This is a genomic window from Saccharopolyspora sp. NPDC049426, assembly GCF_040676935.1.
Lineage (GTDB): Bacteria > Actinomycetota > Actinomycetes > Mycobacteriales > Pseudonocardiaceae > Saccharopolyspora.
Window position 1 is genome coordinate 359,561 of sequence record NZ_JBFAPZ010000003.1, and the last position, 15,695, is coordinate 375,255.

The following is a 15,695-nucleotide window of genomic DNA, read 5'->3' on the forward strand; positions in this document are numbered from 1 at the left end:
AGCACGTGCACGGCGTTGACGGCAGCGGGGCGGTCGATGAGTCCGCTCCCGGGATAGGTGGTTTCGTTGTTGTTGGCAGTGGTGTTCGGCGCCGTGATCGGGTTGGCACTGGGGCTGCTCGGCGCCGGTGGTTCGATCCTCGCCGTGCCTGCGCTGGTCTACGGCGTCGGGCAACCCTTGCAGACCGCCATTCCCACCTCGCTTGCCGTGGTCGCCCTGTCCTCGCTGGGCGCCCTGTTTCCCCGCGAGCGGCGCACGTCGGTGCGGTGGCCGGTGGCGCTGGTCTTCGGCGCGGCCGGCATCCCCGCCGCCTTCGGCGGCGCCGCGCTCGGCAGACTCTTCCCGCAGCGCTGGCTGCTGCTGGCCTTCGCCGCGCTCATGGTCGTCGTCGCGGTGCGCATGCTGCACGGGGGCGAGAACCACACCGGCGCCTGCCGCACCCAGCAGGGCGGGATCAACTGGCGCACCTGCCTGCCCAAATCCGTGCTCGCCGGTGCGACCGTCGGCGTGCTCACCGGATTGTTCGGCGTCGGCGGCGGTTTCATCATCGTCCCCGCGCTGAGCCTGCTTCTCGGCCTGGGGGCGCAGCAAGCCGTCGCCACCTCCCTGGTGGTGGTGCTGATCAACTCGGTGTCCGGGTTGGTCGCCCACGCCGGGGCGGCCGACAGCCTGGACTACCGCGTATTACTGCTCTTCGCCGGCGCCGCGCTGGTGGTCTCGGTCGTGGCCGCGCGGTGGTCCACGAAGCTGGACTCGTCCACCGTGCGGCGCTGGTTCGCCTTCGTCGTCTTGGCCGTCGCGGTCTTCGTCGCCGCGGCCGCCCTCATCAACCCCTCGGCTCTGGGATGACCCCCAGGTCTACGTTCGTTCTCTGGAAAGAAGTGGTGAAGATGTGTCGTCGCGTCAACTGCCGACAGTGCGGCAAACCGACCTACGTCGGATGCGGTCAGCACGTGGAGCAAGTGCTCGCCGACGTGCCGAAGGCCCAGCGGTGCGACTGCGCCCCGACAGCCGAGGCCAGAAGCAAGGGCGGGTTCTGGCGCAAACTCCTCGGCCGCGCCTGACCACGCCGAAAAGACCCGACTTCACCCGAAAGCGGACCTTCACCACAACCGCCATCAGAACCTGGCGCTGACCGGTTCAAACCGAGAAACTCCCCCAGCTGGGAGACGCACCGTCGGCCTCGCCCGCACAACTCCGATACGAACCGCATGTCGAACTTTCTTGGCGCGAAGTGCGTTCGCGGTTGCTATGGACATCTGAGCTCGTGATGGTCCGCCCGCGATTGGCCCTTTCGCAACGTCAGAGCGCTTCGGAACGATACGGCGCGTAGTTGTAGCGCTCGCGAGGTGGTCGGCGGTGTTCGGTCGACGGCGGCATAGCGGGCAGTTCGAAGCGGGGGCGGAGCGTTTCGTAGTACGGCACGGTCGACAACAGGTGCGCGATCAGGTTGATCCGCGCACGACGCTTGTCATCGCTTTCCACCAGGTACCAGGGGGACAGCGAGTTTCGGTCGCGGCCAGCATCTCATCGCGCGCAGCCGAGTACTGCTCCCAGCGAGTCATCGACTCCAAGTCCGGCGGAGACAACTTCCACCGCCGCATCGGGTCCTCGCTGCGCTTGCGCAGCCGTCGTCGCTGTTCGGCCCTGCTCACGGAGAACCAGTACTTGCGGAGCAAGAACCCGTCCTCGATCAGCAGCCGCTCGAACGCCGGGCACTGGCGCAAGAACCGCCGATGCTCTTCTTCCGTGCAGAACCCCATGACGCGCTCCACCCCAGCACGGTTGTACCAACTGCGGTCGAACAGAGCGATCTCACCGGCAGCGGGCAGCTGCGCAACGTAGCGCTGGAAGTACCACTCCCCGCGCTCCCGCTCCGTCGGAGCCGGCAGCGCGACGATGCGCATCACGCGCGGGTTGAGGTACTCGGCGACTCGCTTGATCGCGCTGCCCTTACCGGCCGCGTCTCGCCCTTCGAACACGACGACCAGCCGGGTCCCCTCCTGCCGAACCCATTCCTGCAGTTTGACGAGCTCAGCCTGGAGGCGGAACAGCTCCTTCTCATAGACTCCACGCGGCAACCGCTCCGGGCCAATGCCCATATCGTCCCCGCCCCGCTCACCGCCGACCATGGTCACCGCTTCCTCCCCCGGTTCACCCAGGATGGCGCCGGAAGAACTCAACCCGGACCGCTGACGACGACCACCGGGCATGGCGCGTGATTGACGCAGTGCAGGCTCACCGATCCGAGCAGCACCTGCGCGAACCTCCCGTGCCCACGGCGCCCCACCACCAGCAGGTCCGAATCCCTCGCCTCGTCCAGCAGCGCTCGAACGGCATCCTGCCGCACGACCCGCCGCTCCACCGGAACTCCGGTGTCCGATTCCGCACACGTCTCATCGACCGCTTTTCGCAACTCCCGCTCCCCGACTGTGAGGACGCGCTCCTCCTCCGGCATCATCAACGCGACGTCGATCAGCGCGGGGACCCCGCACGCGAACACCGCCACGACACGTCCTCCGCACCCCTCGGCATAGCCCAAAGCCCACCGCAGCGCCGCCCGAGAACCTGTTGATCCGTCCACGCCGACGACGATCCGTCGCTTGCTGCCTTCCATAGCTCCCCCCGGGGGCCTCAGAGCAGGGTCCCGGTACCCCCTCTACCCGTCGTGGGACTTGATCGCAGCACGGCACCTCCCGTCCGCCACCGGAGAGTCACTTGGGACCGCGAGACGTTCCCAGACCAGCCGATCTCATCGCACCGGTCGCTTCCACACGGTTCGAGGCTGCTCACGCGTGTGCGGAGCGTGGCCCTCAGCGGCATTGCCGATCCCATCTCGTCACCCCTCCGCCGGTTTCAGGCTCTGCGGCTGCCGAGTGCTTGTCCCATGCTGGACGGGAAGCCGTCATCACCAGGAGGGACACCATGAGCAACTTGCTTCCTCGCCCCGCTCGGGGCCTGCCGGATCTCTTGCGCATGCTGGAGAGCGAATGGCCGTTCGGCGAACGGCACGCGATGCGGATCGAAGCGTTCAGCGAGGAAGGCAGCTTCGTGGTTCGCTGCGAACTTCCCGGCGTCGATCCTGACGACATCCACATCAACATCGAGGGCGACCAGCTCAGGGTCGAAGCCGAACGCAGGCAGGAAGAACGAGCGGAATCGCACAGCGAGTTCTACTACGGCTCCTACAGCCGCACGATGCTGCTGCCCTCGGGCTGCGACGTCGGGAGCATCAAGGCCGACTACGACAACGGCATCGTGACCATCCACATGCCTCGCAGAGAAACACCGGAGACCAAGGAAATACCTGTCGCACGCAAAGGCGAGTAGCTCCGCGATCCCACCCCCGCGCGGCAGGTCGAGGCGTGGTGAGAGTCCTTCGACTCTGCTGATGCCCCAGCTCGTCGGCGAGGCTGGTAGACAGCAGCGCCGGATACGGGAGCTTGATCATGCGCGCGGAAGTCGGCGAATGGCTGATCGTCGAGGGGGCCCACCTCGGCGACCACCGCTACAAGGGACAGATCATCGAGGTTCGCGGCCCGAACGGCGAACCACCTTACCTCGTGCGGTGGCTCGACGATGACCACGTGAGCCTGTTGTACCCGGGGCCGGACGCGCACCGCGAGCACAGCCTCCCGCACCACCTCAAGCTCGGCGCCCGGCTCCGGCGCGGCACCGATCCGGAGGTGCGGCCGTCGTGAGGTGACCACCCACCCGTGGGCCGGCACGGCGTCCGACCTGGGTACCTCTGCCCGGCCACTCACGTGGACGCTAGCGCGGTACAGGTCATCTCGGTTTCGGAAGATGCGATGGGCGCCGTCCCGACCAAGACTCTCAGCAAGCGCACGCGCGGACCCCGTTCGCGCCGAGTGCGAGGTCCTAGGCTGAGGATTCCGGGTGCAGACCACGACGGCCCTCGTTCACTTCGCCACCGCGCTGGCGATCGGACTGCTGCTGGGCTTGGAGCGCGAGCACAGCACGGCCGGACAGCCCGTACGCCCGGCAGGGTCCCGGACGTTCTCCTTGCTGAGCCTCGTAGGCGCTATCGCCGCCGCCCTGTCACCAACGATGCTGATCGTCACGGTCGGCGTCGCCGGTGCCCTCGTGGTCGTCTGGTACATGCTGACCGCGCGGACCTGTCCGGAGGCAGACCTGGGCGCCACCACGGAGGTCGCTGCGATCGCCGCCGTGCTGCTGGGGGCACTGGCGTGGTCGCAGCCGACGTGGGCGGTGCCCATCGCCGTAGCCGCGGTGGCGCTGCTGGCCGCGAAACGACCACTGCACCGCTTCGCGACGCGCCTGGTCACCGACGACGACATCGCGGACGCCATCAGATTGTTCGTCGTCGCGTTCGTGATCTTCCCGCTGCTGCCGGACCGGCCCCTGGGTCCCTACGGGGTGCTCAACCCGTCCCGGATCTGGTTGCTGGTCATCGCGATCACGCTCATCGGCTGGGCCGGCTACGTGGCCGTGCGCGCGCTCGGCGAACGGCAGGGACTGGTGCTCGTCGGCTTCCTCGGAGGATTCGTATCCGCCTCGGCGACCACCGTCGTGCTCGCCCGCCGAGCGGGCGGGAACGTGCGGCACGCGGTCCTGCCCGCAGTGCTCACGGCCAGCGTCGCGACCTTGGTGCAGCTCGTCGCGCTGACCGCCGTCGTCAATCCAGCCATCGCGGTCCGGCTGCTACCGGCATCGGCCGCCGGTGCGGCCGTCCTGCTGGGCGAGGCCGGATGGCTCGCCTGGCACACCCGGCGCACCGGAGGTGACTCCGACTCCGAGCGGACGGACACCGCCGATGCGCCGTCGGCGTTCCAGCGCCCGCTGTCCTTGCGCGTCACGATCTCGCTGACGTTGGTGCTGATCCTGCTGCTGACCGCTACGCGCGCCGCTGCGGCGCTGCTCGGCCCGCGGGGCGTCCTCGCGGCCGCATTCGTGGGAGGGCTCGCCGACGCGCACTCCGCAGCAGTGGCCGCCTCCTCGCTGGGCGGCACCGTCGTTCCGATCAGCGTGGCGTTGCTGGGCGTGGGAATGGCACTGCTGAGCAACACCCTGATCAAGATCGTGCTGGCTGCCGTCGCAGGTGGACTGCGCTTCGCGACACGCCTTGCGGTGCTGCTCGTCCTGCCGGCCGCCGCGGTCGCGGGCGGGATCGTGCTGGTGATGTGACGGTCCACCAGTGGTAGCAACGCGCCGACCGCCTGGAAGGACTCGCGCATCGGTGATCGCCGCACGGCTGGCAGGAAGTGTCGCTTTCGCACCGCGCCCTTGCGGTGCTTCACCGAAGTCACGCCCCGCGGCCGAGCTCAGGCTCTAAGGACGTTGGACCCTGGTGGCGTGCACCGGCGCTGTCCCCGCGGGCAGGTCGGCCGACTGCGGCCAGCCGACGCGGACAGCCATCTGCGGATAGCCCTCATCTGCCAGTACCTCGCGTCGCACGTGCGCCCGCGTGCGCGGAACCTCGAACGCCTCGCTGAGCGGGCAGCTCGACAATCCGCCGAGCTCCGCCTGGCACAGCACCGCGCCCAGCGCTTCCCCCGCACGCAGATGGGCGTCGCGATCATCGGTATCCGTGCTGACCAACAGCAGACTTCCCGCCGTCAGCGCCGAACCGGTCTCGCGCACCACCGTCTCCGCGTAGCCGAAGTCCCGCACGACAACGTCTCCGTACCGCTGACCGTGCCACGGTGCGCTCTCATCCAGGACCCCTCTCGCGGCGGACGGCGTCAGCCCTGACCAGGCCGCCAACTCGGCGCGGTAGGCATCGGACCCGGCATGGATCATCGCTGCCTTGGTGAACGCCTGTGCGACCGCGTACCGCTGATCACCCGTAAGCACCGACACGCTCGCGACCGCGCCCTCCGAGACGAGGTCGCGGAGCACTTCCCGCGGCACCGCGATCGCGGCGTACTGGCGGCGATCGACGTGGCGTCGCTGCGCGGCACGGACGAGCGCACAATCGGACGGGGCGGGGTCCTGCTTTCCATCCAACACGTCTATCCGCGCCAGCAGATCGGCATCATGCTCGCTCGGCATTCGCTGCACCCGAGGCCGCCATCCCCGCCCGCGCAGGGACAACAGCGCGTGGTGCAGCGCAGCTCCGCAGCTGATCACCATCTCGCGGCGGTCCGGGTCAGTCTCCGGCAGCGCCACCGTCCCGTCCAGCAACAACTCCAGCGCACCTGCCGCCTCGCGGAACCGCCACGGCTGGAGGTTGAACAGCGAAGGTGCGCGCCCAGCCAGCCCACGCACCTCGCGCGCATCATGCGCGCTGATCGGCGAGTACGACATGGCCCTCCTCCTCTCTCGCCTACTACCGTCATCTCGTCCTCGGGTCGCTGCCAGGGTCTGCGGGCCTGCCCGACGTAGCCTTCTCCCGGAGTCGAAGGCCTTCACGCGCCGCCGCTGGCTGTCCGGGAAACGAGGTCAGGTGGCGACCGCGGTGGCCACGACGAAGTAGATGCTCACCGACAACAGGTCCTGCACCACGGTGGCGAGCGGCCCGGAACCGAAGGCCGGGTCCTTGTTAAGGCGGTGGAACAGCCATGGCAAGACCATTGCGACGAACGTGGACACCGACGCCGCGGCGAACAACGCCACCGAGACCGCCAGCGCCACCTCGACGTTGTTCCATATCAGTGCCACTAGTGGCAGCGCCAAGACGGCCAGCAGCAGCCCGAGCATGGTACCGGTGACGATTTCGCGAAGCGCGACCCGGGAGACGCTGACACCGACGGACAAGCCGCGGATGATCAGCGCCTCGGTCTGGGTCCCGATGGCATCGGCCAGGTAGACCACCCCCGGGACGAAGAACGCGATCAGCACCTGGCGCTCCATCTGACTTTCGAAAGCACCCACGATCAGCGCCGCGAACAAGGCACCGGCCAACCCAAGCAGCAGCCAGGGCAAACGGTGCCACAGCCGGCGTCCGACGCCTTCGGTGGAGGCGCTGCGCGCCGAGGCCGACGAGGACAGGAACCCGCCCAGCCGCGCCATGTCCTGATCATGCTCCTCCAACAGCACGGACAGCAGGCGCTGCGGCGGAATCACCCCGACGAACCGACCCGACGGTCCGACGACCGCCAAACCCGGCTCCCCGTGTCGCACCGCTTCCCATGCCGCTCGCTCTTGGTCCGTTCCCGGAGCAACCACCGGCGGATGCCCGTCCATCACCTCGGCGACGCGCGCACCCCTCCGTGCCGCCAGCAACCTCTCCACGGTCAACAACCCCAGCAGCCGGCCGTCTTCGCACACCGCTACGACGGCCGCGCTGTCGAACTCCCGGATGCGCAGGCCGGCGAACAGCTCGTCAACGGAGTCGCCAGGAGCCGCGATAGGGATGTTGATCGAGGCGTGCTGCACCGCGATCCCCAGGGAATCGCGGCTCGCGGTCAGCGGCTCCGGTTCCACATCGGTCATCGTTCACCCCTACATGACCAGCCCGGGTTCAGCCCGACGCCGCTGCGCTCGCCGGATACCCCGCGGCGTATCCCGGCCAACAACGCGCAACCGGCTTCCACTCGCGCCACCGAAAGCGGCACGACAACAGCACCATCGACTCCACAGTGGTCATGAACTCATGAACGCCCCTCGTCACGGCACCCGAGAGCTCCCGCCACGGTAGACTGGGATAGCTGCCGGTGGCCAACCCGCACATCAGGCCGTCCGCAGCTTGCCGCGCTTCTCTCGCGAGCCTCCGCCATGGTCAGCAGAAGAACCGGTACGGCACAACGGAACGTCCGATCCACCAACCGGAAGAACGGCCGATGGCTTCGCGTTCCGACAGGGGGAAGTCATGTCCCGCGGCCGTGAACGCCGTCGCCTCAAGAAGATCGCACGCCAACTCAGTTCCGATGATCCCGAATTCGCCCACAGAATGACGACGCCTCGACCGATCACGAAGGTGATGCGGTGGATGACCTTGTGGCGGGCACTGGGCGTGCTGGCGGCGCTGTTCGCCGTCCTGTGCTTGATACTCGGGCAGGGAAAGGAATTCTTCGTCGCGGCCCTCACCGCCACCCTGCTGCTGACCTACGCGTCATGGCACGAGCGCAACTGGTCGCCGTGAGGCCCGCTTGCGATCCGTTTCGGCAATGATCGCGCGCGCCAGGGCAAGGACTTTCACGTAGTCAGGAGGCGCGCACCACGAGCACCGGACACGGCGCGCAGTGCAGGAGAGCACGGCTGGTCGACCCGATCAGCATCCCGGTGATCCCACCGCGCCCGCGGCTGCCCACAACGATCAGCTGCGCCCGCGCACCGTGTTCGACCAGGAAGCGAACCGGTCGATCGCGCGCAACAACACGCTCCACCGAGACATCCGGGTACTTCGCTGCCCATCCCGCCAGCCGCTCCGCCAGCACGCGCTGCTGGTCAACCCTGATCGCTTCCCAGTCAGCAGCACCTGGTGCGAACCACTCATCGACCGCCACGTCGCTCCACACGTGCACGGCCACGAGCGGCGCTCCACGCAACGACGCCTCCTCGTAGGCCGCCGCGAGCGCGGGTTCACCCACCCTCGACCCGTCAACACCCACGATGACCGGACCGGTTCGCGCGTCCTCTCGACCAGGCGAGTCGGGGACGACCACCACCGGACAGCGAGACCGCATCGCGACCAGCTCCGCCGTCGACCCCAGCGCCAACCGCACCCCGGTGACCTCGTTGAGCCCTCGCGCACCGACGACGAGCCGCTCTGCCTCTTGGGACTCGTCGAGCAGCACCTCTCCCGGCATTCCACGCCGAAGCACCTGCTCGACCTCCACACCTCCGGCAGCGGCACGCGCAGCGGTCACCGCCTCCGAGAGCCCACGGGGTCGCTCGGCCTTGATCTCGTCCAAGCCCGGTCCAGCGGGTTCCGGAGCCTGGGGAACAGCGCAGACCAGCCGCAGCGAACGCCGGTGCAGCCGAGCGTCCACAGCCGCCCAGTGCACGGCTTCCAGCGCAGGCTCGGAGCCATCCACTCCCACGACTTCCCGCATGCCGACACCTCATTCCCGCGCACGTCCACGCCGACCGTACGATGGCACGCAGACGCCGCAACCGCGTGCGGGCGACAGACCGCTCTACCGATGGCGCGTCCCGTTGAGTCACGCCGCGCTGTCGAGTGGCAGCCCAAAGTGTTGAGCGCCGTGTGCCGTTTGTTCCGGACTCGGCGCCCAACTCGCGGTGGAACCCGCCTCGACGGACTGCCGCTCATCCGCTCTTACGCCTGCCCGCGCGGTTGTCCGCGCTGGGACCGGCTGCTGCGTTTCTTTCTTGTCCTCTGCGCACGGCGTTGAGGACGGCCTGCAGGACGAGTCCGAGGAGGAGCAGGTCGGCGAGCATCTGGACGGCGACGACGAGGCGCAGGGGCTCAGCGACGGGGTGGATGTCGCCGAAACCCACGGTGGCGAACACGGTGATGGTGAAGTAAAGGGCGTCGCTGCGGGTCAGCGGTTCGGAGAACACCGCCGGGTTCGTCTGCGAGGCCAGGAAGTAGCCGGCGGAGAAGATCAGCAGGAAGGCCGGGATCACCAGGGTCAGCGTCTCGAGAGCCCGCAGCCCGGGATTGCGGGAGCGCACGATCGCGCGAATCTGCCACACGATCAGCCCGGTGATCCCCGCCAGCGCGACCAGCAGGCCCAGCAGCGTGTACCCGCCGGGCGGCTTGGCCGTGAGGGGCAGCAGGTAGAAGAGCGCGACGAGGAAGACCACGGTCAGCGTCGATCGGATCGATACGACGATCACACGTCGCCGCGGCGTTCGGGTGCCAGGTGACGTCGGTGGCACGATGGTCGCGCCGCTCATGCCGGCGGGGTCGCCACGTCGGCGGGCTTGGGACGGTGGCTGATGCGGAAGTGGCGGCGTGCGCGCCGGCTCTGCCTGGCCTGCTTGTCCTTCTTGATCTTGGGGGTCGCCGGTTCGGCGCCCAGCAAGGCCTCCACCCATTGCGCGCGGGGGTCGGCGTCGACCAGAACGGCCTTGACCAGCAGGGTGAGCGGGATGGCCAGCAGCGCGCCCAGCGGGCCGAGGATCCAGGCCCAGAACAGCAACGCCAGAAACGTCACGGTGGCCGACAGACCGACGGAGTCACCGATGAACCGCGGTTGGATCAGCGACTGGATGACCAGGTTGAGCACGCAGTAGACCACCACGACCGCGAGCGCGAGCTGCCAGCCTCCGGTGAGCAGGGCCAGCAGGACCGGGGGCACCAACCCGATGACGAACCCGATGTTCGGGATGAAGTTGGTGATGAACGCGAGCACGCCCCACAGCACGGCCAGCGGAATCCCCATGATCGCCAGGGCGGTGGTGTCGAGCACCGCGACGATCAGCCCGAACACCGCTGTGACCCCCAGGTAGCTGCGGGTGCCGTGGGCGAAACCCGCCAGTGCGGTGATCATGTGCGGGCGATCCTTCGAGATCATGCCTATTCGGCGGGCGGTGCCGCCGGACTCCGCGGTCAGGAACAGAAGCAGGGCCAGGATGAACACCAGGCCGCTCAGTATCGAGCCGACGCTGGAGAACACGGTGCCGATCTGGTCGGCGAACTTGCTCAGATCCGCTGAGCCGGCCGTGGCCCGGGCTTGGGCGGGATTGATACCCAGCTTGGTCAGCTGCGCGGACAGCGAGTCCACCAGCTGCTGGGCCTTCCCGGAGTTCTCGGCCAGCAGTGAGCCGAGCTGGCTCACCGAGGCGGCCAGGAAGGCCGTGAGCGCCAGCACCGACCCGAAGATGACCACGAGCAGTGACAAGACGGCTGCCCACGTCGGCCACCCCTTGCCCTCCAGCCAGGTCTTGATCGGGTACACCGCGATCACGATCACCAACGCCAGCAGCAGTGGCCCGAGCAGCCACGACACCCAGTACATCCCGGCCACGGTGACCACCGCCGCGGCCGCCCCCAGCAGGATCACCACACCCCGCGGCAAAGCCGCACCCCCCGGGCCCTCGCCGGGACTCGTTGGGCTCCCCGCCGATCCCTGCCCGCCGACGCCGGGTCGGCCACCGTTGTCCACCATCCCCACTCGCTCCCTTACTCCGCGAACCACCGGGCCGCGCGACTCAGCGACACACCGAACTCGGGTCTGATCGCTCAACCGCGGCCACAGGACGGCATGGGCGGCAACGGACGGACCCGTTCGGGATCTCGTGAGCTGCCGCCTGCCGCTACTGGGGGCGTCACCGCTCGGTCTGGGCGTTCCAGGTGGCGATCAGCGCGTAGATGATGAGCACGTCGATCACGAGCAGAAGGATCGACCAGATCGGGAAAGCCGGAAGCCAGGCCAGCTGCACGATCATGTTGATCGCCACCAGCCCGACCCCCACAGCGCGCGCCCAACCCGGGGCATTGCCCAGCAAGGACAACCCTGTCGCCAGCACGAGCGCGCCCATGATGATGTGCAGCCATCCCCACGCGGTGAGGTCGAGGGCCAGGACTGCACCTCCGACGGTGACGAAGTAGGTCGGGGAGAACAGCGCGGCCAAACCTTCGATCACACCGAACCCGCCGAGCACCGCCATCATCACGCCGCCGAAGCGCACCCAGTCCATTCCTGCGCCCGAGCCCTGGATCACCCCACCGTACTGCGAGCGCGGCTTGGGCACCGATCCGCGGGCCTCCGCGGTCCGTGTCTGCTGCTCGGTCATCGATACCTCCAGTTGTTCTCGACGGTCCGTCTCCATCGCGGAACCGCACACGGCTAGCGTGCGCTTGGACAATGAGAGCGACCAGTGCCAGAAGTCCCAGCAAGACGGCCACCCCGGCGCCGCGACCACCTGCCCGAACAGACCTCGGCCGCGGACTCCGTCGAACCTGGCCTGACTGCGCTCCTGCTCTGACCACCCGGGGGCAACAGCTCACCTGCGCGCTTGCAGGATCCTCCAGGCGGCGGCCACGGCCGAATCCGCTTCTCCCCCGGTGTCCACCTCAACCGCTTCCGGCCACGCGGCGAATCGGCCCGCCATCCGGTCGGCGACATCGGCCGTCGCGTCCGAGACATCATCCACGCGGGCGGCAAGGCGAGCCGCCGCAACTTCCCGGGGCGCGTCGCACCTGAGCTCGGTGATCGCGGCGCGTCCCTCCCGTGCGAGCGCACGGGCCGCCTCTCGTTCATCGGCATTGCTCCAACTCGCGTCCAAGACGACGCTCTCGCCGTACTCGATCAACTGGCGACACCGCGCGAACATCTCGCCGTAGGTGTCGTGGACCTGCGTGCTGTCGTACAAGCCCCTGCCGTAGCCCGCTCCGGAGTCGAGGCCTGCCGCACGCGGCATCTCCCTGCGGATCTGGTCCGTCCTCAGCAGCACCCCGCCCATCCGGTCTGCGAGCGCGCCCGCCACCGTGGACTTGCCCACGCCGGGCAAGCCGCCCACGACGACCAGCCGCACCTGACCTGAGCGCAGGTGTTCAAGTGCCATCCCCGCGAGTTTCCGCGCCTGGTCGGCCGCAGCCGCAACGCCCTGCTCGTGACGCAGGCAGGCGACCTTGGACCGCACGAAAGCGCGGTAGGCGATGTAGTGGTCGGCGAGCGAGCGGGGGACCTGAGCACCCGATAGTTCCGCATACCAGCCGAGGAACTCCCGTCCGAGCTCCGCCGCACCGAGACGTTCGAGGTCCATCGCCAGGAAGGCCGCGTCGTCGAGACCGTCCACGTAGCGCAGCGCGTCGTCGAACTCCAGGCAGTCCAGCGCACGTGGGCCGTCGGGCAAGCAGAAGATGTCCTCCGCTTGAAGATCGCCGTGGCCGTCCACCACGTACCCGCGGCGCAGGCGGTCCCCCAGCAACCGCGCACGGCCATCGACGTAGTCCAACGCCCGCCAGACGATGTCCTCGAAAGTTTCGCGACCGAGAACATTACCGACGAACGGCTCCGCCCCGGTGAAGTTGTCGACCCATCGCCTGCGCAACGCGGCCGGCTCGCCGGCTGATTCGACATCCGGGCCCCGCTTCGCGGTGCTGTGGAACGACACCAACTTCCGGGCGAGCTGCTGGAGGTCCGAGCGCACGTCCACGCCGCGCTCCACCAACGTCGCCAGCCGCCGGTCCGGAGGCATTCGCCTCATGACCACGATCCAGTCACAACTCCGGCCTTCACCATCGAGCACCTCGGACAGGTCGAGGTACACGTCCGGCGCCAGGCGCCGGTTGAGCTCCACCTCCCGGACGCACGCCGCTCGGCGGGACTCGACGCTGGTGAAGTTCAGGAACCCGAAATCCACAGGCTTCTTGACCTTGTACGCTCGGTCGCCGATGAACACGACCACGGCCGTGTGGCTTTCCGCCACGGCCGCGGCCTCGGGTGGTTCACGTCTGGCTACCGAAACGCCCTCCACCACTCGCGACGTGCTGGTCAGGTCCATGACGTTCCCTCTCCTCCGGCCAGCGGTCGGCTACGTCTGGCTCACTCATCACGCGCGGACGTGCCGACGGGCTTCAGCGCGCGACGATCACCGGGCAGGGCGAATGCTGCAGCAATTGCTGGCTCGTGGAACCGAGCAGCAAGCCGGTGAACCCGCCACGCCCCCGCGCACCCACCACCACCAGCTGCGCATGCTTGGCGTGCTGGAGAAGAGCTCGGGCGGGCTTGTCGTGGGACACGTAGCGGTGGACCTCGACGTCGGGGAACTTCTCGCACCAGCCCGCCAGCTGCTCAGCCAGCCACCGTTCCTGGTCGGTCTGCACGCTGTCCCAGCCCTGCCCCTCGGACCACCACGCCGCCTCCGCATCGAGGGAGTTCCAGGTGCGCACCGCTCGCAACGCCACACCGCGTCGCGAGGTGTATTCGAACGCCGTGGTCAACGCCGCTTCGCCGGCGGAAGACCCGTCCACTCCGACGACGACCGGAGCCTCGGGCACCGCTGTCCCGGGCCCGCGGACCACCGCGACCGGGCAATGCCCGTGAGCGCTCAGCGCCACCGCCACCGACCCGACCACCAACCCGGTGAACCCACCCAAACCCCGACTGCCCACCACGACCAACTGCGCCCCGCGCGACTCATCGACCAGCACGGCCCCCGCCTGTCCAACATGGATCTCGGTTTCCACCCGGAGGCCGGCCACCTCCGACCTGGCGACATCGACCGCCCGGTGCAGCCACTCCTTGCCCTGCCGCTGCGCGGCCTGGATGTAGGGCACGGGAAGCGGGTAACCCGGCAGATCCGGAAGGTAGACCAACGAGAGCACATCGGCGTACACGATCCGCAACCCCGCGTTCCTGCGATGCGCCTCAGCCGCAGCCCACCGCACCGCGTGGACGGCCGACGACGAACCGTCAACACCCACGACCACCGGTTTGAGGCTCGGATTGCTCATATCCACTCCCGAATGGCGACGGTTGATTGCGTCACTCCGCGTGCGCGGACGCGATCTTGCTGGCCCAGACGGCGATCTCATCCCAGTCGCGCAAGTCCCTGAACGCCGGGTCGATCGACTTCGCCATGTTCCGGCGGAGGAACCCACCACCGTGCTCGGAAACCGAACCACCGAACACCACGTGATCGTGTGCGCCGATCCGCTCGCCGCGCCGAGTGATGCGCGGAGGTCTGGTCCACTTCTCTCCCTCGCGGCCCCGGGCCTGTTCGCCAACCGGTCCACTGCTGAACAACCAGACTTCGCACCCCTCCAAGTCCCGGCGGCTCAGAAGGCGACGCGCCTCGTGCAACCAACGGCCCATGTAAACTGCGCTCCCCAGAACGACGAGGTCGTAGTTCTCGACGCCCCGCACGTGCCCAGCACGGCGCACGTCGACATCGAGGCCCGCCTGTGCCAGGACATCACCGATCGCTGCTGCGATCTCCCCGGTAGCACCAGACTTGGTGCCGTAAGCGACGAGTGCTCGCTTGCCCATCGCGGCCCCCTCGTTACTACGGCCGAACACCGCCGAGTGTCCTGCCTAAAGCCGCCGACCGCACGTCTTCACCGTCGTGAGCGACGTTGAAACCAATGTGGCACCGTAGTGTGAGCGACGGAGCGGTCGGACACTGATGAGGACCCGAGGTTCTCTCATCCCCGCAGGGGTTACCGGCCTCGCGCTCGCTCGCCCAGCACCTGGAGACGACGTTGGTATTCCTCCTCGTCGATCTCGCCACGCGCGAACCGATCGGCTAGCAAGCGCTCCGCACTGCTGGTCGAATCCTGGGACCTACCGTGGTCGGCCGTTCGCGACAGATACCGGACCAAGGCGATGATGCCGAGAATGATCACCGCCCAGAACAGCACCGTGCTCGCGGTCATGAACGCGAACCCCCACACGCCCATGCCCCCATCTCCGAACATCATGGCAACCTCCTCAACCACGCGTTGGCCAGGCAACCGCTCAGGCCTCCATCTGCGACGACCGAACGCCCGCGCCGATTGGGTACCCCGCCGAACGCACGGCAAGCGCGCAGCATCGCACCGGAAACCCGGCCGAGCCTTTCCGGCCGATACTCCTCCCCTCCAGCAAGAACCCCCCGCCGGGCGTCGCCAGACCCGCAATGGTTGAGGGAGAGGACATTGGCCCTTACTACCGGAGGGCAGCCCTTCCTAACGTTGGCCTCCGCGTTCTGGCGCGCTCAGGCGGCGTGTGGCTCCCGCCAGCCATAGGCGAGCGGCGACAGAGGGCCAGTTTGCGCCGGGCCGGTTTTTGCCGACCCGGTGCGCGCGGGGTGTTTGGTACGCGACGAGTAGCGAGAAGGATGTGCGGGCGATGCCCGATCCACGGTCGACGCATCAG

17 protein-coding genes and 1 pseudogene are annotated in these 15,695 nt (G+C 68.3%); 6 read left to right on the forward strand and 12 right to left on the reverse strand.

Annotation, left to right across the window (positions count from 1 at the left end; genetic code table 11):
• Window positions 1-66: 66 nt before the first annotated feature.
• Both AB0J78_RS07840 and AB0J78_RS07845 read left to right on the forward strand, forming a co-directional pair.
• A complete protein-coding gene (locus AB0J78_RS07840) occupies window positions 67-849 on the forward strand; it encodes a sulfite exporter TauE/SafE family protein (protein WP_363787904.1) in 783 nt (260 codons plus the stop codon).
• Window positions 850-890: 41 nt separating this feature from the next.
• The gene (locus AB0J78_RS07845) at window positions 891-1,064 is read left to right on the forward strand and encodes a hypothetical protein (protein ID WP_363787905.1); all 174 of its coding nucleotides are present in this window, start codon (window positions 891-893) and stop codon (window positions 1,062-1,064) included.
• Between the two features lie 238 nt (window positions 1,065-1,302).
• Here the strand turns inward: AB0J78_RS07845 and ppk2 are convergent.
• Together ppk2 and AB0J78_RS07855 are read right to left on the reverse strand one after the other, a co-directional pair.
• A pseudogene (gene ppk2, locus AB0J78_RS07850) lies at window positions 1,303-2,102 on the reverse strand (polyphosphate kinase 2).
• A 77-nt stretch (window positions 2,103-2,179) separates the two neighbouring features.
• Window positions 2,180-2,617, reverse strand: coding sequence for a universal stress protein (locus tag AB0J78_RS07855; protein WP_363787906.1), 438 nt, complete (start codon window positions 2,615-2,617; stop codon window positions 2,180-2,182).
• A gap of 308 nt (window positions 2,618-2,925) precedes the next feature.
• On the opposite strand from AB0J78_RS07855, the gene AB0J78_RS07860 reads away from it, so the two are divergent.
• From AB0J78_RS07860 to AB0J78_RS07870, 3 genes are all read left to right on the forward strand, one after another.
• Window positions 2,926-3,330: an Hsp20/alpha crystallin family protein gene (locus tag AB0J78_RS07860; protein ID WP_363787907.1), complete on the forward strand. Its 405-nt coding sequence runs from the start codon at window positions 2,926-2,928 to the stop codon at window positions 3,328-3,330.
• A gap of 119 nt (window positions 3,331-3,449) precedes the next feature.
• The gene (locus tag AB0J78_RS07865; RefSeq protein WP_363787908.1) at window positions 3,450-3,701 is read left to right on the forward strand and encodes a DUF1918 domain-containing protein; all 252 of its coding nucleotides are present in this window, start codon (window positions 3,450-3,452) and stop codon (window positions 3,699-3,701) included.
• Window positions 3,702-3,897: 196 nt separating this feature from the next.
• Window positions 3,898-5,166 (forward strand): DUF4010 domain-containing protein, encoded by a 1,269-nt coding sequence (locus tag AB0J78_RS07870; protein ID WP_363787909.1) that lies wholly within the window; start codon window positions 3,898-3,900, stop codon window positions 5,164-5,166.
• A 144-nt stretch (window positions 5,167-5,310) separates the two neighbouring features.
• On the opposite strand, the gene AB0J78_RS07875 is transcribed toward AB0J78_RS07870, so the two are convergent.
• Together AB0J78_RS07875 and AB0J78_RS07880 are read right to left on the reverse strand one after the other, a co-directional pair.
• Window positions 5,311-6,288, reverse strand: a complete 978-nt coding sequence (locus AB0J78_RS07875; protein WP_363787910.1) for a nitroreductase family protein — start codon at window positions 6,286-6,288, stop codon at window positions 5,311-5,313.
• Window positions 6,289-6,423: 135 nt separating this feature from the next.
• Entirely contained in the window at window positions 6,424-7,407 is a 984-nt protein-coding gene (locus AB0J78_RS07880) for a magnesium transporter (protein WP_363787911.1), read from the reverse strand.
• 385 nt (window positions 7,408-7,792) lie between these two features.
• Here AB0J78_RS07880 and AB0J78_RS07885 point away from each other — a divergent pair, with 385 nt between their 5' ends.
• Entirely contained in the window at window positions 7,793-8,065 is a 273-nt protein-coding gene (locus tag AB0J78_RS07885) for a DUF3040 domain-containing protein (RefSeq protein WP_363787912.1), read from the forward strand.
• A 61-nt stretch (window positions 8,066-8,126) separates the two neighbouring features.
• Here the strand turns inward: AB0J78_RS07885 and AB0J78_RS07890 are convergent, their stop codons facing one another.
• From AB0J78_RS07890 to AB0J78_RS07925, 8 genes are all read right to left on the reverse strand, one after another.
• A complete protein-coding gene (locus tag AB0J78_RS07890; RefSeq protein WP_363787913.1) occupies window positions 8,127-8,978 on the reverse strand; it encodes a universal stress protein in 852 nt (283 codons plus the stop codon).
• A gap of 214 nt (window positions 8,979-9,192) precedes the next feature.
• Window positions 9,193-9,786 (reverse strand): potassium channel family protein, encoded by a 594-nt coding sequence (locus tag AB0J78_RS07895; protein ID WP_363787914.1) that lies wholly within the window; start codon window positions 9,784-9,786, stop codon window positions 9,193-9,195.
• Complete coding sequence (locus AB0J78_RS07900) at window positions 9,783-10,910, reverse strand: AI-2E family transporter (RefSeq protein ID WP_363787915.1); 1,128 nt, start codon at window positions 10,908-10,910, stop codon at window positions 9,783-9,785. The genes AB0J78_RS07895 and AB0J78_RS07900 overlap by 4 nt, the downstream gene beginning before the upstream one ends.
• A gap of 250 nt (window positions 10,911-11,160) precedes the next feature.
• Entirely contained in the window at window positions 11,161-11,628 is a 468-nt protein-coding gene (locus AB0J78_RS07905) for a hypothetical protein (protein ID WP_363787916.1), read from the reverse strand.
• Between the two features lie 210 nt (window positions 11,629-11,838).
• Window positions 11,839-13,341, reverse strand: a complete 1,503-nt coding sequence (locus AB0J78_RS07910; protein ID WP_363787917.1) for an AAA family ATPase — start codon at window positions 13,339-13,341, stop codon at window positions 11,839-11,841.
• A 73-nt stretch (window positions 13,342-13,414) separates the two neighbouring features.
• A complete protein-coding gene (locus AB0J78_RS07915) occupies window positions 13,415-14,293 on the reverse strand; it encodes a universal stress protein (protein ID WP_363787918.1) in 879 nt (292 codons plus the stop codon).
• 31 nt (window positions 14,294-14,324) lie between these two features.
• The gene (locus AB0J78_RS07920; RefSeq protein WP_363787919.1) at window positions 14,325-14,828 is read right to left on the reverse strand and encodes a flavodoxin domain-containing protein; all 504 of its coding nucleotides are present in this window, start codon (window positions 14,826-14,828) and stop codon (window positions 14,325-14,327) included.
• A 170-nt stretch (window positions 14,829-14,998) separates the two neighbouring features.
• Window positions 14,999-15,259 (reverse strand): SHOCT domain-containing protein, encoded by a 261-nt coding sequence (locus AB0J78_RS07925; RefSeq protein WP_125092146.1) that lies wholly within the window; start codon window positions 15,257-15,259, stop codon window positions 14,999-15,001.
• Window positions 15,260-15,695 lie beyond the last annotated feature (436 nt).